Origin of the sequence: Bacillus sp. V2I10 (genome assembly GCF_030817055.1) — a bacterium.
In the GTDB taxonomy this organism is placed as follows: Bacteria; Bacillota; Bacilli; order Bacillales; family Bacillaceae; genus Bacillus_P.
In genome coordinates, this window is sequence record NZ_JAUSYV010000001.1 from 3847788 (window position 1) to 3872009 (window position 24222).

A 24222-nucleotide genomic window follows, 5' to 3' on the forward strand; every position below is an offset into this window, starting at 1 on the left:
ACAACGCATAAAAATTATTACAAAAGGGCTTCATTTTCGTAGAGGTATGAATACGGCAAATCCAAGAATAGATAGTGCTTCTGATCGATTGGATAGGAGAAGGTCCGAATGTTCTCGCCTGTTTCGATGTCGCTGTATAAATCACTGAAAAATCCTTTTTTTCTGATTTGCATTTTCATGATATTTTCAAGAAAATAAGGTCTCCAGCTCCAGTTTTTCATGTAATAGTGAGGCTGAAATTGCCATGCTCCGTCAATCTTCAGAATATTTCCTGATTGCTGAAATCCGTCGCCGTCACAAATGTAGATCCGGAAGCAGCAATCTGAAAGTTCATTTGAAAGCTTCGTGATCAGCTCATCAAACTGAATGCCCGGCTTATTCTCTTTTGAAATTAACAGGTGCACTTTTTGATGAAACGCTTCTGAGATTTCATAAAATTGCTGAAGCTTCTTTTTTTCATATTGGATAAAACCGTGAAATTCCCGGGTCATTTTTTCTTTTATCATATATGGTTCAATTAATTCTTCTTTAGGAGTCTGAAGGTAATCCCCTTGAAAGTAGCGGCCTCCATTTTTCCAGGCATATTGAAATTGAAAATTGACCTCAATTTCTTCATACAGGATAGTAGCCCCTATTTTCCTCGCCAGAAGAGAAATGGAGTATAAAACGTCTTGATACGTCTGCAGGGGTGAAGTTAATCTGAGGGGCTGAAGATCAATTTTCAGGATATTCGGCATCAGTATGCCGATCCGGTCAAGATTGCTGCTTGCTTTTCCAACGTTGTCCACAGCTATTTTAATGCCGTATGTACGGTAATAAGTGAATACATGCGTCAGCTGCCGAATGTCGCCTGTAAACGTGTGCTCAGTTATTTCAATGACAATTCTCTCAAGGTTTCCGCCTTTTTCTTTCCATTCAAATAATTGGTTCAGCAGGCTTTCTCCGTGGTCAAGCATTAATAAATTGGCATCACGGTTAATAAAAATAAGCGTGTCATCATTAGTTAAAAGAAAAGAATCAAGTGCCATATGTAAGATGTAGTTATCTGCTTCTAATCGGTATTCATCGGGAATGGTTTCATCCTTAAAAAAAGGCCCTAGACTTTTAATTTCCTTTTCCATTTGGATTCTCCCAAGTACTTCATACCCGATCACCTTTTGTTCGTCTGCGCTGAAAATGGCTTGATAGAACGGTCTTACGTGCTCTAAGTTTGTCATAATATCTAAAGGATCCATATGCCATTCCCCACTTTCTCTCTCTGTTTTTGTATGATTATACCACATTTGCATGGGTTCGGACGCTCAAGTAAAAATGGATTCCCCTGCTGAAAAGGAGAATCCATTTTCTTTAAGATATTAAAAAGGATGCTGATTCAGCCATTGGCCCCCATCCATTGTAATGCATTCGCCATTAATATACCCGGCAGCATCTGATAAGAGGAATGATGCGAGTGATGCGATTTCCTCAGGTGTGCCTAATCGGCCAAGTGGCACACTTTGAAGCGTTCTCTTTGCAGCTTCTTCTGACTGCCAGAGCTTATCTGCTCCGCCTGTTCTTTCAATAGGCCCCGGAGCTATCGCGTTTACGCGGATTCCATATTTTTTTCCCCATTCCACAGCAAGCGTTCTTGTCATAGAAAGCACTCCTGCCTTTGCAGCAGCAGAATGAATGACTCCCGCGCCTGCTCCCACATGCATATGTAGCAACCATGTTAAGAATGGCTCCCTTTTGCTGTTTCTCAATCCAATACTTGCCCGCTGCACTGCTGCAGTAGAACGTCCCATTCAGCACGATGTTGATGACTGAGTTCCATCCATTGACGGAAAGCTGTTCTGCCGGGCAAATGAAATTGCCTGCTGCGTTATTGACAAGACCGTCAATATGTCCGAATGCTTCGTCTGTTTTCCGGATCAATTCCTCTGACATTTCTGGTACACGAACGTCCATTTGAAAAGGAATAATCTTTCCTTCTAAACCTATCATCTCTTCTTTGGCAGCCTCTAATTTTTCAATTGTTCTGCCGGTAATCACAACATTTGCACCCTGTCTGGCAAAACTTTCTGCCATCGCTTTCCCCATCCCGCTTGATCCGCCTGTTACAATCATTACTTTATCCTTCATCAACTACACCCCCGAAATGAATGACCATTCATATTTTATCATATAATCCTTCTATTTTCTAACTATTTCAACTATTATTTAGTAATAGTAAAAGAGTACACTAAATTCCGATTAAAATTTCTGTACATTCATCTGTATATTCAATGGTTTACTAAAGAAATATCACGGAGGAGGAGCCGCTGTGACAAAAGATATTACAAGAAGAGCCTTCCTGAAAGGATTGTTTGCATCTTTAGCCGGCACTTTGCTTGCAGCCTTTGGAGGCTATGGCTACGCCAGATACATTGAACCCAGACTTATCCAAACAACGGAAGTAGAAATTAGCAGCACAAAGCTGCCATCCTCTTTTTCAGGGGTGAAAATCGTCCAATTCAGCGACATCCATCTCAGTGAAGAATATTCAATCAATCAGCTCGTTAAGATTGTAAATAAAATAAACCAGCTGTCTCCAGATGTCATTTTTTTCACAGGTGATCTTATAGATAAACCCAATCAGTACGGATATTTGCATCAGATTTCGCCTGTCCTTAGGAGATTGAAAGCTCCGCTTGGGAAGTATGCCATTTATGGGAACCATGATCATGGCGGATATGGGACTGCTGTATATGAAACCATCATGAAAGATTCAAATTTTAAACTGCTGAAAAATAGAGGGGAACGGATCTCATTGCTTGATGGATCTTCCGTTTTTGTTGCGGGAATAGATGATATGATGCTTGGGAGGCCTGACTTTGATCAAACGTTTACGGATGCAAGCAGCAGGCTCTTTACCATTCTGCTGGCACATGAGCCTGATGCAGCGCTTGAGGCAAAACAGTTTTCTGTTGATCTGCAGTTATCAGGACATAGTCACGGAGGCCAAGTACAGCTTCCGTTCTATGGCCCCCTGATCACGCCTCCCTTCGCATCAGTATATACCGAAGGACTGTATGATGTGGACTCAATGAAGCTTTATGTGAATCGGGGCCTTGGTACCACAAGACTTCCTTATCGCTTTTTTTCAGTGCCGGAAATTACTGTTTTTACGTTAATAAAAAGCTAAAGGCCCATGGTTTTAAACCAGCGCCTTTTTTATTTAAGATATCTTTGCTCAATTTCATCAGGTGGCAATGGTTTGGAAAAGAAATATCCCTGGCCTTTTTGACAATTTAATGCTTTTAAATAAGCATATTGCTCTTGTGTTTCGATTCCTTCAGCAACCACTTCAAGTGAAAGGCTTTCTGCAAGATGAACGATTGTTGTGATAATAGCTGCATCCTTTTCATCCTTTATGACATCATTTATAAACGATTGGTCAATTTTTAAAGTATCTATCGGAAACGTTTTAAGATAGCGCAGGGATGAGTTTCCCTTTCCAAAGTCATCAATAGAAATAGATACTTCAAGACCTTTTAATCTCTGAATGGTTTTCAGTGCTTCATGCGGATTTTGCAGGGCACCCTCTGTAATCTCAAATTCTATTTGATGAGGCTGAATTTGATAAGTATGAAACAGAGATAGAATCATGTCTGCAAGATAGTATTGCTGAAATTGCTTAGGACTTTTACTCGGCTGTTGCCCTTCAAGCTCCATTCTGCCAGCTGTTTGCACACCTCTTCTATGATCCATTCGCCGATTGGGATCATCAGTCCGGATTCCTCGGCAACAGAAATAAAAGCAGAGGGAGGAACTGACCCCATTTCTTCATGATTCCATCTCAGCAAAGCTTCAAAGCTCTTGGTTTCCTTCGTATTCAAATCAACTTGAGGCTGATAAAATAGTGAAAATTCGTTGTTTTCAAGCGCTTGCCTGAGTCCCGTTTCAATTGCAAGCAGACTGCTTGAATTTTGGTTCATTCCGGAATAATAAGTCTGAAAACGGCCGCGCCCTCTTTGCTTGACGTCATTTAAGCACTCTTTTTCATTATTCTTCGTCTTCCGATACCCGGTATGAAAGCTGGGCAAGGATTGCCTGGCTGTCTATTTCAGGTTCATCTGCTATTCTTGAGACATAACGGTAGTTCCCTGAAGAATCTTGTTCGCGCGCCTTTACATTATCTGTCAGCATGATGGATAAGAGGTTTGAAATTCTTGATTTAATGCTGCCGTCAAAGATAGGGAATAAAATTTCAACCCGCTTTTCCATATTTCTGGTCATCATGTCTGCAGAGGAGAGGTACATTTTCCCCTCACCATTATGATGAAAATAATAGATTCTGCTGTGCTCGAGAAATCTTCCTACAATACTCCGGACCTTAATATTTTCGCTTACACCTTTAATGCCTGGCCTTAAACAGCAAGTGCCTCTTACAATCAGGTCAATGCTGACACCTGCATTTGATGCTTCATACAGCTTCATGATAATCACTTTGTCTGTAAGAGAATTCATTTTAGCAATGATTTTTCCATTACCATGGTGCTTATGATAATCGATTTCATGATCGACAAGCTCTAAAAAGTCGCTTCGAATGTCAAATGGAGCAATTGAAATATGGTGAAATTCCGGTTTTTCTGTATAACCGCTTAAATAATTAAAGAAGTTGGTAGCGTCTATTCCGTATTTATGATTAGAAGTGATTAAACTCATATCCGTGTAGATTTTTGCGGTCTGGTCATTGTAATTGCCTGTTCCTAAATGGACAAATCTCTCGATGCGGTTATTTTTCCGCCTCACAACCAATGTGATCTTGCTGTGTGTTTTTAAGTATGTCATCCCGTAAATAACATGACAGCCAGCTTTTTCAAGTTCTTTTGCCCATTGAACATTGTTCTCTTCATCAAAGCGGGCTTTCAGTTCAACAAGCACGGTCACCTGCTTTCCTTTTTCCGCTGCCCGTTTCAGCGCCTCAATAACTGGCGAACCGCCGCTTACTCTATAGAGAGTTTGTTTGATGGCCAGCACATCAGGATCATCTGCCGCATCCAGAACAAAATCAATAACAGGCTCGAATGATTCATAAGGATGGTGCAAAAATAAATCCTGTGACGCTGCAACTTCATAGATATCATCATCTGAGGATAAATCCTTAGGAGGCTGAGGTATGAATGTTTCATATGTAAGATGATCAAAGCCCCCGCTGAGCTCTTTATAAAACCCAAATAAAAAAGTGAAGTCGAGCGGCCCGTCAATCTCATAAACATCACCTTTATGAATCTCTAATTCTTCAAGAAGATATGACATCATTTGAGAATCATAGAAATCCTTTCTCACTTCCAGGCGAACGGCTGCTCCCCATTTTCTTTTCTTCAGTTCCTTTTCAATTTCCTTAAGGAGATCCCTGGCGCCTTCTTCATGTATTGTCATATCTGCATTGCGTGTAATTCTGAACGGGGTGACTGAAAGAACGTCAAATCCGTGAAAAAGTTTAAAAATATAATGGGCAATAATATCTTCCAGCAGAACATACTCATGTCCTCTTCCTGAAGGAGAGATGGAAACGAAGCGCTCTAAAACAGCGGGCACTTGAACTATAGCGGTTTTCATACGGTATTCAATTGATTCGTTTTGATCTTCCAGTTTTATGACAAGATTGAGGCTCTTGTTCAGAAGCATAGGAAATGGACGGTATGCGTCAACAGCCATTGGAGTTAGAACAGGAAAGATATGTTCGTCAAAATACTTTTCTATGATTTTTTTTTGTTGAGGAGATAAACTGCTGACCGTAGCAAACGTGATGCCTTCATTTTTCAAAGCAGGCAAGATCAGCTCATTGAATGTGCGGGTTTGAAGCTCAACAAGCGAGTGATTTTGTTCGGCAATTTGTGTCAGCTGCTGCTTGGGGGTGAGTCCCGCTTTGTTTTCGGGTTTGCTGAAGCCTGCTTTTACCTGGTCCTTAAGTCCTGCGACCCGCACCATGAAAAACTCGTCGAGGTTGGAGCTGAAAATCGCAAGAAATTTCAGCCGTTCAAGCAGGGGATTTCGTTCATCAATGGCCTCTTCTAATACTCTTTTATTAAAAGCAAGCCAGCTCAATTCGCGGTTGTTGTAATATAGAGGGTTACCAAGCAATGTCTGATCGATGTTTAATGTGCTCATGTGAAAAGTCACCCTTTTAAATTAGTCATTTGGATTCACCTGTTATGATAGCACTTGTAAAAGATGGAGATGTAAATTCATTGTAAATATTTTATGTGGTTTTTGTAAATATATATCAAGAAAAGTGAAGGCATTAAGGGTAGATTAGCCAGTTTGAGCATCCGCCATAAAAGTCATGATTTGACCTTTTCGGCGGATCCACTCTGACGGAGAGGAGGCTCTCAGCTTTCATTCTGAAAATGAAACACAATGTTTTTCTTCAAGATCTTTTCTAAATTCTTCTTTTGCTTTTCTGCCTGATATTCCTCAGGACTATAATTCCCGTCACAGATGACTGTGCATTTTACACGATCATCATCTTCAGCAAGGTTCAGCGTTTTTACGATATCTCTTCTCGTTGCGTTTAAGCTGTAGGCAAGCTTGATGATCGCGCCGAGCAGCATCATATTCCGCTGTTCCACTTTAGAGAACCAGTGCTTATAAGGCTCTCCATATTGTTTAAATGCTGACTTGCTTTTAAAAGAAGCAATCAGCGCCAGCTGCAGCCTTTCCTTGTGGAGAAGGCCATCTATTGTCCTGTTGGCAATTAAGTAAAAAGTATGCTGGCTGCTGGATTCTGAATCAATATACTGGCCAAGATTATAGACAAACGATGCTCTTCTGATTAAAAGAATATCATCATCCGAGTACGCGAGCAATCCTGTTTCAGCAAGGTCTGAATACAGTTTCAGAGCAATTTTGGTTACATACTGGACATGGTGAAGATCAATATCATAATCACTGAGCAGTTCATGAAAGCTTTCCTCAATGACACTAGGAAAAATGGCCGATCCAGTCCCTCCAGTCAAGTCCTCATAAAAAACCCCGTCTCTAAGCCCTTTTCTGCTTAAAATGAAATTGTCGGCACGCACGACCTCATACAAGACTGTAAAAACTTGAGCAGCAGGGATGATCGTGTCAGCACGGTCTTTTGATAACCCCTCCGCTCTTTGAAGTTCATGAAGAGACAAAGTAGATAAAAAGTGCTGGACATCTGTCAGATTCCTATAATTCATTTCATAAAGGTGAACCCCTGCCAGAGGATATTCCTGCATTGCTTGGTGTATTTGCACAATGTTTCTGGCACTTCCCCCGATTGCAACAATCGGCAATTCCTTGTTTGCGAGCCATGGCAGCGAATGAAATTCCCTTGCAAGGAACTGATTTAACACAGCCAATTCTCTTTCAGTCGGAATCTCCTGCTTCACAAAATATTTTTTCAGGGAAAGAGCTCCGAACGGAAAACTGTGATAATGAATGAGTTTTCTATTTTCAAAGTATGTAATCTCCGTGCTTCCCCCGCCGATATCAATTGTAATCCCGCTGTTAATCTGAGTGGAATTGACAACCGCCAAAAACCCGTAATAGGCTTCCTCATATTCAGACAGAATGCGGATTGAAAAATCTGTTTCTTCTTGAACCTTCTTCAAAATGGCCTCTTTATTTTCTGATTGTCTGATTGTCGCGGTAGCAACGCATTTAACATTTTTAAGATCATGATGCCTTGTGACTTCCTGAAAACTGTGAAGAGATGAAACTAAAACGCTGATTCCTTCGTCATTTAAGAAGGAGTCATCATTTAGATAATTACGGAGCCGTGCCGCAATTTTAACATTCTCAACTTCTTTTAAACGCTGGCTTTTATCGCGCTGATAAATGACAAGCCTCATTGTATTAGAACCAATATCGATAATGGCATATTTTTCTTTAATCAAATCTGTTCAACTCCTCTGAATATACAAAAAATTATACCACAGCAGTCCGTTCTCGCATCTATCGCGGCCGGGAAACAAACAAACTGTCCAGACATAAGCTGTAGAGCACAGACAGTCAAAATTATGTTAAAGCGGTGATTTATGTATGATTCATCTAGTAAAACCCGGTGAAACACTTAACACAATTGCGCTTAATTACCGGATCAGTCCTGCAGTTCTTATAAGGGCGAACCAGATTGCTGATCCCAGTTTGCTGCTTGCCGGCCAGCCTATTATCATCCCGGGGCTGCCTGAGCCTGCTTCAATACCCTACTCGATTTCAGTATCAGTTGGAAAGAGAACGCTGACTCTTTATCGCAGCGGACAAGTAATGAAAGTTTATCCGATTGCTGTCGGAAAAATATTGAGCGGCACACCTGTCGGTGATTTTGTCATAGTAAACCGCGAACCGAACCCAGGCGGCCCCTTCGGCGTGCTCTGGATGAGTTTGTCTAAAATTCATTATGGGATTCACGGCACAAATGATCCAAGCTCCATCGGCAAAGCAGTCTCAAGGGGATGTATCCGGATGCAAAACAGAGATGTTCTTGAACTCGGCTCGATTGTTCCAAACGGTACAAGGGTTATCATACGTCCCAATTAAGCACCAGTAATTTTTTCACAAAAACTTCATGTTAATATATACTTTTTTCTATTATAATAACTACTGTGACCGATATCCTGCAAAATAAGGGGCTGCGTTATGAAAATCTTTGAAAACAGAAATTTTGTCAAGCTCTTTTTTGCTGCCTTGGCCTCACAAATGGGCACGACGATCGGAAATATGGCTTTTGCCTTTTATTTGCTTGACCGGTTCAGCCATCAGCCTTCTTTCGCAACCATGGCGGAGCTTATGTATTCCCTGCCGACTTTATTCGTTTTCTTTTTAGTCGGGGTGGTTGCAGACAGATTTGACCGAAAAAAAGTAGCTGAAAATTGTGATTGGATCAGAGCCATTCTTACAGTCCTTCTTTTTGGCTCATTATTCTTGAATTCTATTCCGCTCGTGTTTTTCTTATTATTTCTGCGGAGTGCCGTTACCAAGTTTTTCTATCCTGCAGAAGCAAGTCTTGTTCAAAGCATTTTAAACAAAGAACAATATGCACAGGCAGCGGGCCTGAATCAAATGCTGTTCAGTATTTTCATGGTATTTGGTGTTGGACTCGGAGCCCTTGCCTATAAAACAATAGGACTTCAAGGTGCTGTAGCAGTTGATTTTTTCAGTTTTGTGATTTCTGCTATTCTTATTCGCAGATGTAAAATACCAATAGAGGCAAGGCTGCCAAATGGAAAATTAAAATGGAAAGATTTCAGCATTGGGGCCTCGTATAGAGACTTCAAGGATGGAATTCTCTATATTGCGAGAAATAAGCTATTAGCTTCTCTGATTTTTGGATTTTTTGTTTTTGGATTTGTAAATGGAGCATTTGCCATTTTGCCAATCTTTACGATGAAGTATGAATTGTCTCCTGATAACTATGAAAAATATGCTTCATACTTTGCGATTTCTCTTGGGATTGGCCTTCTTGCCGGAAGCGGCATCGGGACATTGATCTCTTCTAAAATTAAACCTCATCAGATGATGATTTACCCGATTTTCCTCTGCGCCATCTTGATTTATATATTAGGTTTGACAGATCATATGGGTATTTTTTTAGCTACTGTTTTTATTATTGGGACATGCATTGGTCCTATAAATATAGCAATTGGCGGCTGGATGCCGAAAATTGTGCATCCTAAGCTGATGGGACGGGTCAGCGGCTGGATAGATCCTCTCATGATGTTCGCACAATCGATTACGCTTGGGTTGATTGCCGTGCTTTTCCCGAAAATCATCAGCAATATTGAGTATCTCTATTACGGCATGGCAACCGTTATTCTTCTGGTCTTCTTATTTTACGCGCTCACCCTGCCGAAGCTGAGCAGGGAGCTCGAATATTCTCAAGCTAAAAGAACTCGTCTTGCTTCAACAAGAAAAGGACAAGTTCATATCTCTTAAAAGTCAGCAATGCACTTGAGCATTTGCTGTCTTTTTTGTTTTCCCTCTTTTACCCCTTTCATATGCAGACTGTTAAATTTTCGGATTAATGGCCGATATATTAGGTGAGTCTAACTTTAAAGGTTGTGTCCCTGTCTGATTACATATAAAGAATTCTTAAAAAAACTGCTGATCAATTATTTCATTGGATCTTTCATTGCTGTCTTTGGAATCGGCTCTTTGTCCATGTTTTCCACTTTAGTCATTTCTTCTTTTGAAATAGGGATTCTGCTGTTTATACTAAGTATATCCATTGTTTGCATGGTGCTTTGTGAATGGTTTGTATTCAGAAAGCATATAAATCCCATCAGGCAGGTATTTAAAAATGGCGATCTCTCAATTGAAGCCATTGAGAATGCTTTCTGGCAAGCACATCGGTTTCCATCGCTGACCGTGTGCCGGATTTTCGGACCTCATCTCTTCGGTCTATCCATCCCTGCTGTCCTGCTGGCAGCAGTGTTTATCCAGATGGAGTTGCTTAGCTTGCCGCTATACTATACTCTCCTCGCAGCAGTTGGCGCGGTCCTGATTGCCGGAATGCACGGCATTATTGAGTTTTTCTTATCTTCAAAAGCGGTCAGGCCATTGTTGATCATTCTTCGAAACAAAGCGCTGATGCTTCACGGCGCAGATTTAACATCAGAAGCAAAAATTCATATATCCATTCAGCAGAAGGTGCTGTACAGCGCGATTTATATTGGGGTCTTTCCTCTCCTCTTATTTACGCTTGCGACACAAATTCGTTTTCAGGAAAATGCGGTACCTCTTTTATCCGAATATTGGAGCTGGGCGATTATCATCTTAATCGTATCTGTCTTGTTCGCGGTATTCGGTGCTTTTTTATTGTTCAAAAATATATCTGAACCGATCGAGAAGCTCCAGTTCGGCATGTCAGAGGTTGAACAAGGACACCTTTCCTATAGAAATGAAGTGTATTCTGATGAATTTTCTAAATTGATAGCGGGCTTTAATAAAATGATCCGCGGGCTTAGAGAAAGAGATCAAATTAACAGTCAGCTATTGGAGAGCCTGTATACAACTCTCTCATTAGCACTTGATGCAAGAGATCCATATACAGCCGGCCATTCAGTCCGCGTTGCAGAGTATTCTGTCTTAATCGGCAGAGAAGCAGGCTTATGCGAAGAAAGCCTGGACACCCTCCGCAAATCCGCCCTTCTTCACGATTTAGGCAAAATCGGCATCAGGGACAGCATCTTGCTGAAAGATGGACGATTAACTCATGAGGAATTCGAAGAAATTAAGAAGCACCCTGTCATAGGTGCAGGCATCTTATCAAATGTTCAGCCTGGGGAAATGATGGAACCGCTTATCCCTGGTGTTAAGTATCATCATGAACGATATGACGGCATGGGTTATCCTGAAGGGCTCAGGGGCGATGATATTCCTTTTTACGGAAGAATTATGGCCGTTGCAGATGCGTATGATGCCATGACATCTGACCGGCCGTACAGACGCGGTATGCCGGCTGAAAAAGCGCTGTCCATTATCAAAGAAGGAAAAGGAACACAGTGGGATCCGGTGTTTGCAGAGCTTTTTCTGAATGTAATGGACTGCCAAAGAGAATCAAAATCAGTTTAAACGGCGTGAGGGAGGCAGCCGCTTTTACTAGATTCTCTTGCCCCGTAATAAATTGAGCACTCCTTCGTATTCAAAAGGGAATGGCCGCTTTTTTTGAATAGGTTGCATTTTACACATGAAAACGTATAATTTAGATTAAGCATACATAACCTGCAAAGGAGAGAAAGAATGGACGATCATAATCGAAACCAGCCATTAAAGCCGACAACTGAAAATATTGCAAAAGCGATTTATATTGTTAACCGCCATGCAAAAACAGCTCCGGATCCTAAGTTTTTATATACTCTTAAAAAGCGTGCACTTCATAAACTGCTTACTGAGGGAAGGGCAAAAAAGGAAGGTCTTCACTTTTCCAATAATCCCAAAAACAGCAAACAGCAATCAGATGTACTTGTCTCTGCAGGAGAATATTATTTCCATATGCCTCCCACAAAAGATGACTTCGAAAACCTCCCACATCTTGGTTCACTGAATCAAACGTACCGGAACCCAAAAATACATTTACCTTTAGCAAAGGCTAAAGCGCTGCTGCAGCAATATGTCGGCATAAAGGAAACATCGCCAACTGGATCAGCTCCTAAAAAACCTTCTCCTACATATAAAAAACCTGTTTTTAAACGTTTAGGCGAAAGCTACTGACCCTATAACGAAAAGAGCCTGATCCATTTACGGATCAGGCTCCTTTTCTCTGTTAGTGCATTCATATCATTTATTCGCTGAAAAACTCCTTAACAAGGCGTTTGTAAACAAAGAAAAAACTCGGGATCTCTTTTGGTTCAAGGTTCTTAAAAAGATTTTCAGAAATGGAACGGTGATACCATGCCTGCTTGTCTTTTCCGCGGTTAAACATTCTCCAGATATCATCGCCATGCTTTCTGTGTTCCTTCAGAAGGCTCAGAAGATTGTCCAGCTTATCTGCAGCTAAAATCGCTTTTTCCTCGATGCCCGCATGACTGGCTGACAGAATGGTATGCTGCTTCCGTTCTTCCCATGTCAGTGATTTATCCTCGGTATTAAAAGCAACAAGAGAGGCTACATCCCCGCCAAATATATCTTTGATTTGCCCTATTGATGTGGCCGTATCTTCCACGGTGTCGTGCAAAAATCCAGCTGCAACAACCTCTTCCCTAAATCCCGCTTTAAAGAGAATAAGCGCTGTGTTTTCCACGTGTGTGTAGTATGGTCCCCCGTCTAGCCTGCGGACCTGCCCTTCATGTGCTCCCTCTGCGAAACGTTTTGCTTTATCCGTTAAATTCATTGTAATTCACCTGCGCAATTTTTAAAGAATATATTGATCAATCAAAGTAACCAGTTCAGCAATCTCAGGTTTACTGACTTGAGCATCGGCTCCAACTTTTTGGCCCTTATGCTTTAAGTCATTTGTGATTAAAGAGGAAAAGATGATGACCGGCAGTTCAGCGAGTTTATTGTTTTCTTTTATTCGTTTTGTTAAATGATGCCCGTCCATTTGCGGCATTTCAATATCCGTAATCACAAGCTGAACTTCTTCTTTTATTTTCCTGCCCTCTTCAGACAGTGAATAGAGGTACTCATATGCATCTTTCCCATTTTCAAAAAACTCAAGATTCATAAAGCCTGCCTCTTGCAAGGTATCATGAAGGAGACCCCTCAGTAAAGGAGAATCCTCCGCGATCACAATTCTTTTTGCAGAGCGTTCACGTTTGCCCAGTTTTTTCACTTGATCAATATGGATGCCTGATTCCGGATTTAATTCAACCATGATTTTTTCAAAGTCAGGCAGAAGAATCATCTCTCCCATCCATTTCACTACACCGGTTATTTGACTTTCAAGACCTTGATAAAGCATGGAGGGCTTTTCGATTAAACTCCATGAAATCCGGTGAATCTGTGTCACACTGTGAACATGAAAAATGATTTTTTGGTGATTGAACTCAGTTACAATCAGCTTATCTGATTGTGGATTTTGAGTTTGAGCCAGACCAAGCGCTTTTGCCGCATCTACGACCGGCAGTACTTCTCCCCTAAGCTCAGTTATCCCTTCCACGTTTGGATGAGCGTGGGGCACTTTTGTCATGCTTTGAAGCTGAATAATTTCTTTTACTTTTATCACATTAATGCCAAATTTCAGCCCTGCAACTGTAAATTCGACGATCTCTAGTTCATTTGTGCCGCTTTCTAATAAGATGTCCGTTTGCTGCATTGTATTCTCCCTCTCTCCGTAAAAATATCCGTTATAGGTTTATTATCGGACTGACTTCTTTTTTATAAAGAAAAACAGGGAAAAGCTTGAGACGCACTCAAGCTTTTTGGCAGAATCAACACCCAAGCGGGTTCCAGCCATTGGATATCACACCTTTTTGAGTGTCTCTCCCATCCATATATAGACAGCGGTGATTATAATGGAATCAGCTACTTATTCTCATGCGGAACAAATGAATGAACCACAAGCCCGATTAAAGCTAGGATCATAAGAGATCCAATGGCAATTCGACTTGCAAGATCACCGTAATCAGCAAGCACTAGCGTAATCGTCCCGTACAGAAGAGGTCCTGCAATAGATGACACTTTGCCGGAAAAAGCAAACAGCCCAAAAAATTGGCCTCTCTTCTCCTTTGGAGTCAGTTCAACTATAAAGGTCCTCGATGTGACCCACATTGCACCAAGGGCGACCCCAAATAAACTTCCAGCTATCCAGAACATGAGCGGATTGAAAGCAAACGCTGCAAATGCCAGAGCGATCAGGAGAACAAGGGCGACCACCGTAATGCTTCTTTTCGTGCCAACGGACTTCGTAATATATCCAAAGATAAATGAACCTGCAATGCTTGCGACTGTCGAGACAAGATAGAGAAGAATAAACTCGCCTGATGAAAAACCGACAATTGCTTTTGAATAAATTGCCATCATCGTAATGGCTGTAGCGATCGCATCGTTTAAAAAGAAATACGCAATCATGAACAAAAAAGCCGCACGGTGTGTCCGGATATCTTTAAATGTTTGATAAATTTCTTTATAGCCGCTTATGAACGAGGACTTTTTCTGATCCTGCAAAACCGGCTCTTCTTTTACTAATAGAAATAATGGAAGGGAAAAAATGAGAAACATCATGGCTGTCGGTATGAACGCATGATGATAGCCTGAGTCTCCTATAAATGGATACACAGTAAGTCCAACGAGTGTCCCAACATACCCCACAGCAACTCCAAAACCTGAAATTAAAGGAATTTCTTTCTGTGTACCTAAATCCGAGATCATTGAGTCGTAGAAAATCAAACTTGAATGGTAAAAAAATTTCGCAATGATAAACAGCAAAATAACAAACACTAATGCCAGGGGGAGTCCAAATATGGTCTGGGGAAAACGTGTCATTGCGAAGATCCCCATTAAAATAGTGCAGGCAACAGCAATAAGAGTAAATGGAAAAATGTATCGTTTTTTTCTGCCAGATCTGTCAATCATCACGCCGAACAGCGGTGAAAAAAGAACAAGGAAAAAGCTTGCAGCCGCATTTGCATACGAAATAAATGTGCTTGCAATTTGATCCAAGCGTTCATTTTCACCTATCACTTCCTGCAGATAAAAAGGAAAAAAGATGGTCGTTATGTTTGAAGAAAAGATTGTGTTTGCAAAATCATACAGCGCCCATGACAAGATGGGCAGGGAAAAATAAAGATGCCACGCTCTCTGGTGTTTTTTTAACGCATCAGGCTGCTGTTCTAATTGCGCCATACGAGTTCCCCCATACCTTGGTTTAGTTAGTACTCATAGTAAATTCTTTACCTGAACAGAAACTCCCTGCTTTTTTACAAATATTTAAAATGAAAGCAGTTGCCGGCTTTCAAAAAATAACAAATAAAGATAATGCACAAAGTCCCCCGGCTTGATATAATGCTATATGTGAATCGGCTTCTGCCGATTGTACGGGTTGGGTCGAGGGTTACTTTACAAGGAAGGTTTTAAAAATTGCATAAGTACTTTCAGCTTAAGCAACATGACACGACTGTCAAAAAAGAGCTGCTTGCAGGAATTGTTTCCTTCTTTACAATCGTGTACATTGTTGTCGTAAATGGAGCGATTCTCGCTGATGCCGGTATACCGATTGAAGCAGGTATCATTGCAACCATCTTAACTTCATTTGCAGGATGCATTATGATGGGTTTTATTGGAAATACTCCCATCATTCTTGTTCCCGGAATGGGTGTTAATGCACTGTTTACGTACACAATCTGCGGATCGATGGGACTTTCATGGCAGGAAGGACTTGCAGTTGTCTTTGTATCCGGCATTCTTTTCGCCATCGTTGCGTTTACAAAGCTCTCAGGCATTATCAGCGCTTCTATTCCAAATTCGCTGAAGGAAGCCATAACTGTTGGAATCGGTATTTTCCTTACATTTATTGGTCTCCAAAAAGGCGGCATTGTAACAGGCAGCGACACGACATTTGTGAAATTGGGCGATTTTACTGATCCCCATGTGATTGTCACACTGATTACTTTGCTTATTACGATTACTTTATTTGCACGAAACATTCCAGGCAATTTCTTAATCAGCATTCTGCTTGGTACAGCCATCGCTGCAGGATTTGGGTTAATTAATAACAGCACACAAGGTGCAGCATCTCAATTTTCAATCGGCGCATATTTTGAAGTATTTAGCGCGATGTCTTTTGAAAAAATAACGGATCTTGCCTTTTGGACAGCGACTTTCTCACTGACGATGGTCATCGTTTTTGAAAACATCGGACTTGTTCACGGACATGTTAACATGATTAACAGACCTGACAGATACAAAGGCTCACTTCGGGCAAATGCGATATCTGCCATTACCGCAGGGCTATTCGGCACAAGTCCTACTGTCAGCACAGTGGAAACAGCGGCTGGAATTTCAGCAGGCGGCAGAACGGGCTTAACAGCGATAACAACCGGTTTGCTGTTTTTAAGTTCATTGTTCTTTTTGCCTTATATCAAAATGATTCCAGACAGTGCCATTGCACCTATTTTAATTCTAATCGGCGGATTGATGATTCAGAATATCCAAAACATCGATTTAAAAGATTTTACGGAAAGCTTTCCAGCATTCCTGATTATCGCTCTCATTCCACTCACTTACAGCATTGTAGATGGAATGGCTTTTGGATTTATTGCTTACCCAATTTTAAAAATGGTCATGAAGCGTACAAGAGAAGTAGCGCTGCCTTTATACGTTATCGCGTTACTGTTCCTTGCAAATTTCATTACACATACAATATAGAAAAGCGGAATCGTCCGTTTAGCTCCGACAGACAGATAAGAATTCCCCCGAAAAGTCCGGGTTTGACTTTTTGGGGGAATTTGTTCTGGCCGAGGAGTTGGACGATGAAGCTGGACAATAGAAAAGCGGAATCGTCCGCAGAAAAAACCGCTCATCGATTTGAGCGGTTTTCTTCTGCTTATTGCTTATTTTTTTATTTTCATCAAAACCAATACAGCACTGAACAAAAAAATGGCACCGGCAGCTGCTAGCGCCTGAACCAGAAAGTTTGTCATCGAATCCCGCAGCTTTCGTTTTTTGCAAGAAAAGCGACAATCTGAGCTTTATGGTGGAGATCATGTCCTATAAAATCATCCATATAGCTTGCAATCGTAAATGGATGATTCCCAATTTTAAAGTGAAACTGATGTACTTCCCCTTCAAATTTAAGAAAGCCCTCAACTGCAGCAGAGCGAACCTCAATAAATTCATCAATCATCTCATTCTTTGTCACACCGCTTTTTGCATATTCCGCTGCCCGATCATTCACACTTTGAAAATCAGGAAAAGGATCCAGTACGTCATTTCTCATAAGCTTTCCAAGTCTCTGATCTAACGTAAACCTGTCCCAGGCAATGAAATGAGAGATGATTTCTGCAGAAGACCATTTCCCTTCATCAATAGGCTGAAGCCATTCTTCATGACTCAGCTGTTTTAATGACAGCACCCAGGAATCAAAGTTTTTATAATGATGTTTCATTTCTTCAATTGTTCTCATAAATATCCCTCCTGCTGCTCACTTCTCCGCGAACGTACGTATCTCCTTCCTTACTGAAACAAATGAAGGCTGATTGTCACAGTTGTTCCTTTTCCAAACTCACTTTCATATTCAACCGTGCCCTTCATTTCACGGATGAGCCGATTCGTAATCATTGAACCCAGACCTGTGCCCTTTGATTTTGTCGTATAAAATGGAAGGCCTAAATGCTGCAGCTCTTCTTCTGTCATGCCTTTTCCTGTATCTTTAACGACAATGATCACTGTACCGTTCATATAATTTGTTTTTTTAGTAATTTGAATCTCGCCGCCATGATCCATGGCTTCAATTCCATTTTTAATCACATTCATTAAAGATTGCTTCAAAAGTGCAATATCGCCGTATACAGAGCTTTTTTCTTCGCTTTGATAAGATAAAGTTACATTTGAATAAGATCCAAGCGGTTTTAAAAGCTGAATAATGTCTTCTAAAACACGATCGATTTCTATTTTTGTCAATTCATGATGATGCGGTTTTGCAAGCTGTAAATAGTCAGTTATGATTTTATTGGTCCGGTCTAATTCATCCAGAATTAAGGGAGAAAATTTCTTTAAATTATCATCTTTTGTATCCTGCTGGATATATTGAATGAATCCTCTGACCGTTGTGATTGGATTTCTGATTTCATGAGCAATGGCAGCTGCCATCTGGCCAATTGTCGTCAGTTTATCCACATAAACCATTTCATCGAATTGCTTATTGGTTTTAATCAAACTTTCAATGATAAAAATCATAGACAAGTAGGAAAGATAAAACGCCAAAAAGTAGACTAAATAAAATTGAAATTCCAGAAAGTTAATATACGTATAGATGATTGAAATATAGAAAAGAAAATAGACAACAACTATAATCGTCCCGCTTATGTATTTCAATTCTGACTGAAAAAAATACTTTCTGAACAAGAGCCCCATTAAATATGCTGTAAGAGTGATAACGATGCCGATCAGGTAGAAATCTCCCCCGATCAAATATCTTGCAAGACATGTTACAATAAGGACAATTCCACCTGAAATCCAGCCTGAATAAAGGGTTGTAATCAGGACAAAGACCATTCTTAAATCAAAAAAAGTCTCTCCAAGCGTTTCTATGGGATAGGCCATACAGAGCAAGGCCCCAAAAGCACTGATCAATCCGTATATGACCCTTTGTATTACAGATGCCTTCAGTTTTGTATTAAAAGGGAAAAAAAGGTTTGCATTAAAGGTCAGTGAAAATAATATCGTAATATTAACAAGCAGAGGTTTGATAATAGATAACACTTAGTTTCCCCCATAAAGGAAATATTTTTTTCAAACACTTTATTCTACAGGATATTATAAAAAATTGAAAGAATTATAATAAACATTCATAATCTTTCCTTTCCCTGTCATTTTAAACATGAACCACAGAGTAAAATAGTGCTGAATGATCAAACTAGACTATATAATATAAGTAAGCTGAAAAAGATGCATCAGCTTCGCTAAAGCGAGGGTACACGATGTCTATGAAATTAGTTATTCTCGGTCTTTTATTGGAACGGGATGCCCATCCTTATGAAATGAAACAAACGATGGAACAAAGACATATGGATCATTTTATGAAACTGCAAAAAGGATCACTCTATTACGCAGTAGAGCAGCTGTACAAAAATGATTATATAAAGGTAGTCGATGTGATCAAGGATACAAACAGACCGGATAAAACAATTTACCAGATTACCGACTCAGGGAAAGAGCTGTTTCACAAGCTGATTCTTGAGGAATTATCCAGCGACTCCAATTTATATCATCCCCTTTTTACGGGCGTTGCTTTTGCCTTGCATGGAAATCCCCAGGAAATAGCAGATATACTTGAAAAAAGAATGGCTTTGACCGAAAAAAGAGTTCAAGAGCTTTCAAGCATTTTAGACTTTTATAAACAATTGCCAAGGGCTGTGATCCATTTAATTAAAGGGTCCATTCTTCACGGAGAAGCTGAGCTGACATGGCTGAAGAACTTGATAGCTGATGCCCGTGCAGAAAAACTGCAAACACTTGGTGTTGATGATGAAAATTAGATTATTCGAACCAAAAGACCTGTTCACCATTGTTAATCTTTATATCGGGACAGTGCATGAAGTCAACCGAAAAGAGTATTCGGTCATGCACCTGAATGCACCCGCTCCTAAAAACAAAGATCATTACTCAAACTGAAGCGATTTACTGACGTCCCAATTTTTTTTATCAACTATAAGATGAAAAAACAACTGTAAATTTCCTGTAAACGATTTCGATTTGGCGATTTTATGACATCTTCTTATATTTGTTAGGGTCACGGCCGCAAACATGGTAAAATACAACCTGTGTTTTCAGCTCGTTCTATCAATTTAAAAGAAGGTGTTTTTTCGGTGGGAACCGTTTTATTGTTTCATCAAAATCAAGAAATAACAATCTTAGAGGATGTACCTGAAGAAAAATATGCAGAACTAAAAAAGCAATCAGGCTGCAGTACAAACAGCTATAAAATAAATGACCGGGAGATCAAGTGCTCTGAAATTCAATTTACCGTCTGGCAGGAACAGATGGATTGGGATTTTGGGTATTAGGAAAAGCGGAAATATAAAAAAACCCTTCAATGAATCAAACATTGAAGGGTTTTTTTGCAGATTTAAATTGCAAGGTCCCCAAATTTTTCTTGTGATATTACACAATCACTCCCTTATACATTCATGCATATTGTGTTTGTGTAGGCAAATGAGGAGAGGAATGTGAATATGTATTATCCATATGATCGTCAAGTTTTCAGTGGAATGCCAGGCGGAGGATTTGGACCAAGAGGCGGATTTGGTCCCGGAGGTTTTGGACAGGGAGGCGGAATGCCGCCAGGGCCCCCGCCTGGATTTGGAGGAGGACAGGGGCAGGGACCAACAGGACCGCCGCCAAGTTATATTCCCCAGCAATCACCTTCCCTATATGCTGTTGATCCAGGAGCAATCAGGGGCTGTTTATTCAGGTATACATACGTATGGCTGAACAACGGCAGAAGTTTTTGGTTTTACCCAACCTTTGTAGGCAGAACATCTGTTGCAGGATACAGATGGAGACCACGCCAATTCAGATGGGACTACTTCGGCATAGATACTCAGCGAATTGCTTCATTTTCTTGCCGATAACTAAGAAAAGCGGAACCGCCCGTTTAGCGCAGGCAGACAGATAAGGATCCGACAGAAAAGGCGCTTTTTGCCTTTACTGGCGGATCCGTTCTGGCCGAGGAGTTGGGCGGTGGAGCTAGACAATAAGAAAAGCGGAACCGACTGGTTAGCTCCGACAGACAGATAAGAATTCACCCGAAAAGTCCGGGTTTGGGAATTGTTCTGGCCGAGGGGCTAGGAGGTGAAACTGGACAATGAGAAAAGCGGAAAATACAAAAAATCAGACCGCACGGGTCTGATTTTTTAATCTCCAATGATTCCGGTATTCTTCCCTTCATCTAGAGGATGTTCAATTCGCAAGAATGCTCTGTCTACGGCCATTTTTGCGGTGTTTGCGTAGTGAATTTCTACGGTTCTTCTCTCATCAAGATAGGCGCCTTCAAAGGCCACTTCTTTTACTTTGGTCGCCCATCCGCCGGATGTTTCGATGACGACAACAGGCTTTTTGTTCATATATGCGGCTGACAGTTCTCCAAGCGTTCCGTTTCCGCCCCGAATCATAATAATGGCGTCTGATGAATGAATTAATATTAAGCTTCGGTAATCAAAGGACAAGCCGGTTGTGATGGGTACATCCAGATAGTCATTCGCAACGTGTGTTTCATCTCCCGCAAGAATGCCGATAACAAGTCCGCCGGCCTCTTTTGCCCCTTTCGATGCTGCCTCCATCACGCCGCTGCCGCCGCCAGTCAGCAGCACTGCATTTCTCAATGCAATTTCTGCTCCAACCTCTTCACTTATTAATTGAATGTCTTCGGGAATTTCTCCAGATTGGCCGATTACAGCAATTCTCTTCACGCTCATCCCGCCTTTTGATTCATTTCCTTTATTATACTATGTTGACCTGATCTTTTCTCAAAAAAAAACTGCCTTAGAGGCAGCTTGGTTCATTCAATCTTTCCTTCATTTTCGTCAGAAACGAATTTCTTCTTGATGCTTGATTCAGAATCGAATTGATTTCATTTTTATAAAAGATAAGATGTTCATATGATACAGCAAAGAACATCTCCTGGTTCAATTTTTTTACAATCTGTTTTTCCTCATCTGTCAGCAGGCTTTCATCAATTTGCATGGGATCACTCCGGTTGCTTTGTATTCTTTAGAAAAGAATTCGTTTACGATCTTAAAATTATGACGTCAGCTTTATAGTTTAGTGCCTTTGTGATACCTGAACCAGCCCATTTTTGCAAAGAAGTATATCATGCCGGCTGCAATGAATACCATAATGGCGACAACAACAAAGTAATTATATTTTCCGGTCAGCTCCGGCATATATTGAAAATTCATGCCATAGAGCCCTGCAATAAACGTGAGGGGGAGAAAAATGGACGAAATCACAGTCAGCGTCATCATGACTCTGTTCATTCTGTCAGAGCTGATTGATAGATAACTGTCGCGAATATCCGCACTGAGCTCACGGTTGGCATCAATCATTTCGACTAGTTTCAAAAGGTGATCATATATGTCCTGAAAGTAGATTTCATCTTTAATATAGGCCTTTAAGCTGCTTGAGCTGATGATGCGGTACAATAAATCGCGCATTGGGATGATTGTTCTTCTCAGCATGTACAAATCTGTTCGGGTATCAAAAACGCCTTCCATTAATTCGCTGATAGTCAAGTCTTTTGTGTTTTCCTCTATCTCGTTTAATTGATCTTCAAGCTTGTAAACAGGCGGAAAATATTCATCCACAAGGTGATCCATCAGCTGATGCATTAAGAGTGATGGCCCGCCCTCTTGAAGAAGAGAGTCTTTTTTTAGTTTGAACCAAATATTATTTAAATCACGAATCGATCTTTTATGAAAGGTAACGGCGTAATTTTTTGCTACAAAAAGATCCAGCTCTTCAGCTTCTAATGTTTTTTGCTGAATCGAATGCATGACGACAAATAGGTAGGTATCATATGTATCTATTTTTGGTCTCTGAACAAATTCCACACAGTCTTCAATGGCAAGCGGATGAAATTTAAAAAACTTGCTTAACAGCTTCGTCTCTTCTGCTGTCGGGTCCTGAAAGTCTACCCAGTACCATTTGATGTCAGGATTTTTTAATTCTTTTAGCGGCAGGTCATAAATGACTGTTCCAGTTGATTGAACGGCAAGTGTACGTATCATTATGTCACATCTTTTCTGTTTGCTATGAATTTTATTCTTCTTCTATTCCCCCTAATCTATGTTCCTAAACAGATAAAGAAAGGATGATATACGCGGAATAATTGTGTATGATGGTAAAAGAACTACATATAAAAAGGATGAACAAGATGGAACATCTCATTAATAAAAACGTGAAGAACATTCAAATTTCGGGGATTCGGCAGTTTTTCAATATGGTTTCTGAATTTGAGGACACAATTTCGCTTACAATCGGACAGCCTGATTTTTTCACCCCTGCTCATGTAAAAAAAGCAGCAATTCAAGCAATAGATGAAAATTTCACGACCTATACTCACAATGCGGGGTATTTAGAACTCAGGAAGGCAGCTGCTGACTTTGTTAAAGTGAAATATGATTTAGTTTATGATCCGGAAAAAGAAATTATCGTGACGTCCGGGGCCAGTCAGGCCATAGATATTTCCTTCAGGGCAATCCTAGAAGAAGGCAGTGAAGTAATCCTGCCGGGCCCTGTTTACCCTGGGTATGAACCGATTATTTCCCTTTGCGGAGCAGTACCTGTTCATGTTGATACAGCTGACCATGATTTCAGGTTAACGGCTGAACTGATCAAACTGAAAATAACGGAAAAAACCCGCTGCATTGTCCTTCCTTATCCTTCTAATCCGACGGGTGTGACTTTGCACGAGGATGAGCTGAAGAAAATAGCCGATGTCATCAGGGACAGGGATATCTTTGTTCTATCGGATGAAATCTACAGTGAGCTTGTTTTTAACGGGAAACATCATTCAATTGCCAAATTCTTGCCCGAACAGACCATCGTCATCAATGGATTATCCAAATCCCACAGTATGACAGGGTTTAGAATCGGTCTGTTATATGCTCCTGCTGTTATTGCGAAGCATGTTTTAAAAGTGCATCAGTATAATGTCTCCTGCGCTTCTTCTATTTCTCAAAAAGCTGCATATCAAGCACTTACTGATGGGATCAATGATGCTGTTCCAATGAATGAAGAGTACGAAAAACGGATGAATTATGTGTATGAAAGATTGGTAAGCATGGGTCTGCAAACCGTTAAACCCGATGGTTCCTTTTATATCTTTCCGAGCATCAAGCAATTCAATGTTTCTTCGTTTGATTTTGCTTATTCTTTGGCAAAAGATGGAGGAGTTGCGGTTGTTCCTGGAACCGCCTTTTCAAAATACGGGGAAGGATTTATCCGGATTTCCTATGCCTGCAGCTATGAACAGCTTGAGCAGGCATTGAATCGTATGGAAAAGTATCTGTCATCATTTAGATAGACTGTTACCCGAGTTATATAAGTCCTAAAATAAAAACTGGCCAGCGA

At 40.6% G+C, this 24222-nt stretch carries 21 protein-coding genes and 2 pseudogenes; 10 read left to right on the forward strand and 13 right to left on the reverse strand.

The features are described 5' to 3' along the window. Positions 1–17: 17 nt before the first annotated feature. Complete coding sequence (locus tag QFZ72_RS19460; protein WP_307436614.1) at positions 18–1235, reverse strand: EAL-associated domain-containing protein; 1218 nt, start codon at positions 1233–1235, stop codon at positions 18–20. A 120-nt stretch (positions 1236–1355) separates the two neighbouring features. After that, positions 1356–2121: pseudogene (gene fadH, locus QFZ72_RS19465) on the reverse strand (2,4-dienoyl-CoA reductase). A 181-nt stretch (positions 2122–2302) separates the two neighbouring features. Between fadH and QFZ72_RS19470 the strand changes: the two are divergent. Then, on the forward strand, positions 2303–3163 hold the full coding sequence (locus tag QFZ72_RS19470; protein ID WP_307436615.1) for a metallophosphoesterase: 861 nt from the start codon (positions 2303–2305) through the stop codon (positions 3161–3163). 29 nt (positions 3164–3192) lie between these two features. Here the strand turns inward: QFZ72_RS19470 and QFZ72_RS19475 are convergent. The 3 genes and pseudogenes from QFZ72_RS19475 to QFZ72_RS19490 form a co-directional block, all read right to left on the reverse strand. Then, a pseudogene (locus tag QFZ72_RS19475) lies at positions 3193–3956 on the reverse strand (putative bifunctional diguanylate cyclase/phosphodiesterase). Positions 3957–4023: 67 nt separating this feature from the next. Next, entirely contained in the window at positions 4024–6135 is a 2112-nt protein-coding gene (locus QFZ72_RS19485; protein WP_307436625.1) for an RNA degradosome polyphosphate kinase, read from the reverse strand. A gap of 221 nt (positions 6136–6356) precedes the next feature. Continuing rightward, positions 6357–7844, reverse strand: a complete 1488-nt coding sequence (locus QFZ72_RS19490) for a Ppx/GppA family phosphatase (RefSeq protein ID WP_307439873.1) — start codon at positions 7842–7844, stop codon at positions 6357–6359. A gap of 190 nt (positions 7845–8034) precedes the next feature. On the opposite strand from QFZ72_RS19490, the gene QFZ72_RS19495 reads away from it, so the two are divergent. The 4 genes from QFZ72_RS19495 (at position 8035) to QFZ72_RS19510 (ending at position 12204) form a co-directional block, all read left to right on the forward strand. Then, a complete protein-coding gene (locus tag QFZ72_RS19495; protein ID WP_307436628.1) occupies positions 8035–8532 on the forward strand; it encodes a L,D-transpeptidase family protein in 498 nt (165 codons plus the stop codon). Between the two features lie 99 nt (positions 8533–8631). Continuing rightward, the gene (locus QFZ72_RS19500; RefSeq protein ID WP_307436631.1) at positions 8632–9927 is read left to right on the forward strand and encodes an MFS transporter; all 1296 of its coding nucleotides are present in this window, start codon (positions 8632–8634) and stop codon (positions 9925–9927) included. Between the two features lie 225 nt (positions 9928–10152). Further along, positions 10153–11565 (forward strand): HD domain-containing phosphohydrolase, encoded by a 1413-nt coding sequence (locus QFZ72_RS19505; RefSeq protein WP_307439876.1) that lies wholly within the window; start codon positions 10153–10155, stop codon positions 11563–11565. Positions 11566–11733: 168 nt separating this feature from the next. Then, on the forward strand, positions 11734–12204 hold the full coding sequence (locus QFZ72_RS19510) for a YkyB family protein (protein WP_252204913.1): 471 nt from the start codon (positions 11734–11736) through the stop codon (positions 12202–12204). Positions 12205–12274: 70 nt separating this feature from the next. Here the strand turns inward: QFZ72_RS19510 and QFZ72_RS19515 are convergent, their stop codons facing one another. The 3 genes from QFZ72_RS19515 to QFZ72_RS19525 form a co-directional block, all read right to left on the reverse strand. After that, positions 12275–12823 (reverse strand): HD domain-containing protein, encoded by a 549-nt coding sequence (locus QFZ72_RS19515; protein ID WP_307436635.1) that lies wholly within the window; start codon positions 12821–12823, stop codon positions 12275–12277. A gap of 21 nt (positions 12824–12844) precedes the next feature. Beyond that, positions 12845–13747 (reverse strand): chemotaxis protein, encoded by a 903-nt coding sequence (locus QFZ72_RS19520; RefSeq protein ID WP_307436637.1) that lies wholly within the window; start codon positions 13745–13747, stop codon positions 12845–12847. Between the two features lie 209 nt (positions 13748–13956). Next, positions 13957–15276 (reverse strand): MFS transporter, encoded by a 1320-nt coding sequence (locus QFZ72_RS19525; RefSeq protein ID WP_307436640.1) that lies wholly within the window; start codon positions 15274–15276, stop codon positions 13957–13959. A 234-nt stretch (positions 15277–15510) separates the two neighbouring features. Between QFZ72_RS19525 and QFZ72_RS19530 the strand changes: the two genes are divergently transcribed. Next, positions 15511–16797, forward strand: a complete 1287-nt coding sequence (locus QFZ72_RS19530; protein WP_307436641.1) for an NCS2 family permease — start codon at positions 15511–15513, stop codon at positions 16795–16797. 271 nt (positions 16798–17068) lie between these two features. Here QFZ72_RS19530 and QFZ72_RS19535 read toward each other — a convergent pair whose 3' ends face one another. Together QFZ72_RS19535 and QFZ72_RS19540 are read right to left on the reverse strand one after the other, a co-directional pair. Then, positions 17069–17554 (reverse strand): DinB family protein, encoded by a 486-nt coding sequence (locus QFZ72_RS19535; RefSeq protein WP_307436643.1) that lies wholly within the window; start codon positions 17552–17554, stop codon positions 17069–17071. Between the two features lie 50 nt (positions 17555–17604). Then, positions 17605–18852 (reverse strand): ATP-binding protein, encoded by a 1248-nt coding sequence (locus QFZ72_RS19540; protein ID WP_307436645.1) that lies wholly within the window; start codon positions 18850–18852, stop codon positions 17605–17607. 218 nt (positions 18853–19070) lie between these two features. Between QFZ72_RS19540 and QFZ72_RS19545 the strand changes: the two genes are divergently transcribed. From QFZ72_RS19545 to QFZ72_RS19555, 3 genes are all read left to right on the forward strand, one after another. Then, complete coding sequence (locus QFZ72_RS19545; RefSeq protein ID WP_307436648.1) at positions 19071–19628, forward strand: PadR family transcriptional regulator; 558 nt, start codon at positions 19071–19073, stop codon at positions 19626–19628. Between the two features lie 330 nt (positions 19629–19958). After that, a complete protein-coding gene (locus QFZ72_RS19550; RefSeq protein WP_307436649.1) occupies positions 19959–20156 on the forward strand; it encodes a hypothetical protein in 198 nt (65 codons plus the stop codon). A gap of 270 nt (positions 20157–20426) precedes the next feature. Next, the gene (locus QFZ72_RS19555) at positions 20427–20723 is read left to right on the forward strand and encodes a transporter (RefSeq protein WP_307439878.1); all 297 of its coding nucleotides are present in this window, start codon (positions 20427–20429) and stop codon (positions 20721–20723) included. Positions 20724–21005: 282 nt separating this feature from the next. Here QFZ72_RS19555 and QFZ72_RS19560 read toward each other — a convergent pair whose 3' ends face one another. The 3 genes from QFZ72_RS19560 to corA form a co-directional block, all read right to left on the reverse strand. Continuing rightward, the gene (locus QFZ72_RS19560) at positions 21006–21560 is read right to left on the reverse strand and encodes a TIGR00725 family protein (protein WP_307436652.1); all 555 of its coding nucleotides are present in this window, start codon (positions 21558–21560) and stop codon (positions 21006–21008) included. A 73-nt stretch (positions 21561–21633) separates the two neighbouring features. Next, positions 21634–21834 carry a hypothetical protein gene (locus QFZ72_RS19565; RefSeq protein WP_307436655.1) on the reverse strand — a complete coding sequence of 67 codons (201 nt, stop codon included), beginning with the start codon at positions 21832–21834 and terminating at the stop codon, positions 21634–21636. Between the two features lie 71 nt (positions 21835–21905). After that, positions 21906–22877: a magnesium/cobalt transporter CorA gene (gene corA, locus QFZ72_RS19570; RefSeq protein ID WP_307436657.1), complete on the reverse strand. Its 972-nt coding sequence runs from the start codon at positions 22875–22877 to the stop codon at positions 21906–21908. A 146-nt stretch (positions 22878–23023) separates the two neighbouring features. Between corA and QFZ72_RS19575 the strand changes: the two genes are divergently transcribed. Further along, positions 23024–24175: an aminotransferase A gene (locus QFZ72_RS19575; RefSeq protein ID WP_307436660.1), complete on the forward strand. Its 1152-nt coding sequence runs from the start codon at positions 23024–23026 to the stop codon at positions 24173–24175. Positions 24176–24222 lie beyond the last annotated feature (47 nt).

Excerpts from the sequence above, each read along its gene's own strand:
- QFZ72_RS19460 (WP_307436614.1), bottom strand. The coding sequence starts at position 1,235 with ATGGATCCTTTAGATATTATGACAAACTTAGAGCACGTAAGACCGTTC.
- QFZ72_RS19485 (WP_307436625.1), bottom strand. The coding sequence starts at position 6,135 with ATGAGCACATTAAACATCGATCAGACATTGCTTGGTAACCCTCTATAT.
- QFZ72_RS19490 (WP_307439873.1), bottom strand. The coding sequence starts at position 7,844 with ATGAGGCTTGTCATTTATCAGCGCGATAAAAGCCAGCGTTTAAAAGAA.
- QFZ72_RS19495 (WP_307436628.1), top strand. The coding sequence starts at position 8,035 with ATGATTCATCTAGTAAAACCCGGTGAAACACTTAACACAATTGCGCTT.
- QFZ72_RS19500 (WP_307436631.1), top strand. The coding sequence starts at position 8,632 with ATGAAAATCTTTGAAAACAGAAATTTTGTCAAGCTCTTTTTTGCTGCC.
- QFZ72_RS19505 (WP_307439876.1), top strand. The coding sequence starts at position 10,153 with ATGTTTTCCACTTTAGTCATTTCTTCTTTTGAAATAGGGATTCTGCTG.
- QFZ72_RS19510 (WP_252204913.1), top strand. The coding sequence starts at position 11,734 with ATGGACGATCATAATCGAAACCAGCCATTAAAGCCGACAACTGAAAAT.
- QFZ72_RS19515 (WP_307436635.1), bottom strand. The coding sequence starts at position 12,823 with ATGAATTTAACGGATAAAGCAAAACGTTTCGCAGAGGGAGCACATGAA.
- QFZ72_RS19520 (WP_307436637.1), bottom strand. The coding sequence starts at position 13,747 with ATGCAGCAAACGGACATCTTATTAGAAAGCGGCACAAATGAACTAGAG.
- QFZ72_RS19525 (WP_307436640.1), bottom strand. The coding sequence starts at position 15,276 with ATGGCGCAATTAGAACAGCAGCCTGATGCGTTAAAAAAACACCAGAGA.
- QFZ72_RS19535 (WP_307436643.1), bottom strand. The coding sequence starts at position 17,554 with ATGAGAACAATTGAAGAAATGAAACATCATTATAAAAACTTTGATTCC.
- QFZ72_RS19545 (WP_307436648.1), top strand. The coding sequence starts at position 19,071 with ATGTCTATGAAATTAGTTATTCTCGGTCTTTTATTGGAACGGGATGCC.
- QFZ72_RS19555 (WP_307439878.1), top strand. The coding sequence starts at position 20,427 with ATGCCGCCAGGGCCCCCGCCTGGATTTGGAGGAGGACAGGGGCAGGGA.
- QFZ72_RS19565 (WP_307436655.1), bottom strand. The coding sequence starts at position 21,834 with ATGCAAATTGATGAAAGCCTGCTGACAGATGAGGAAAAACAGATTGTA.
- corA (WP_307436657.1), bottom strand. The coding sequence starts at position 22,877 with ATGATACGTACACTTGCCGTTCAATCAACTGGAACAGTCATTTATGAC.
- QFZ72_RS19575 (WP_307436660.1), top strand. The coding sequence starts at position 23,024 with ATGGAACATCTCATTAATAAAAACGTGAAGAACATTCAAATTTCGGGG.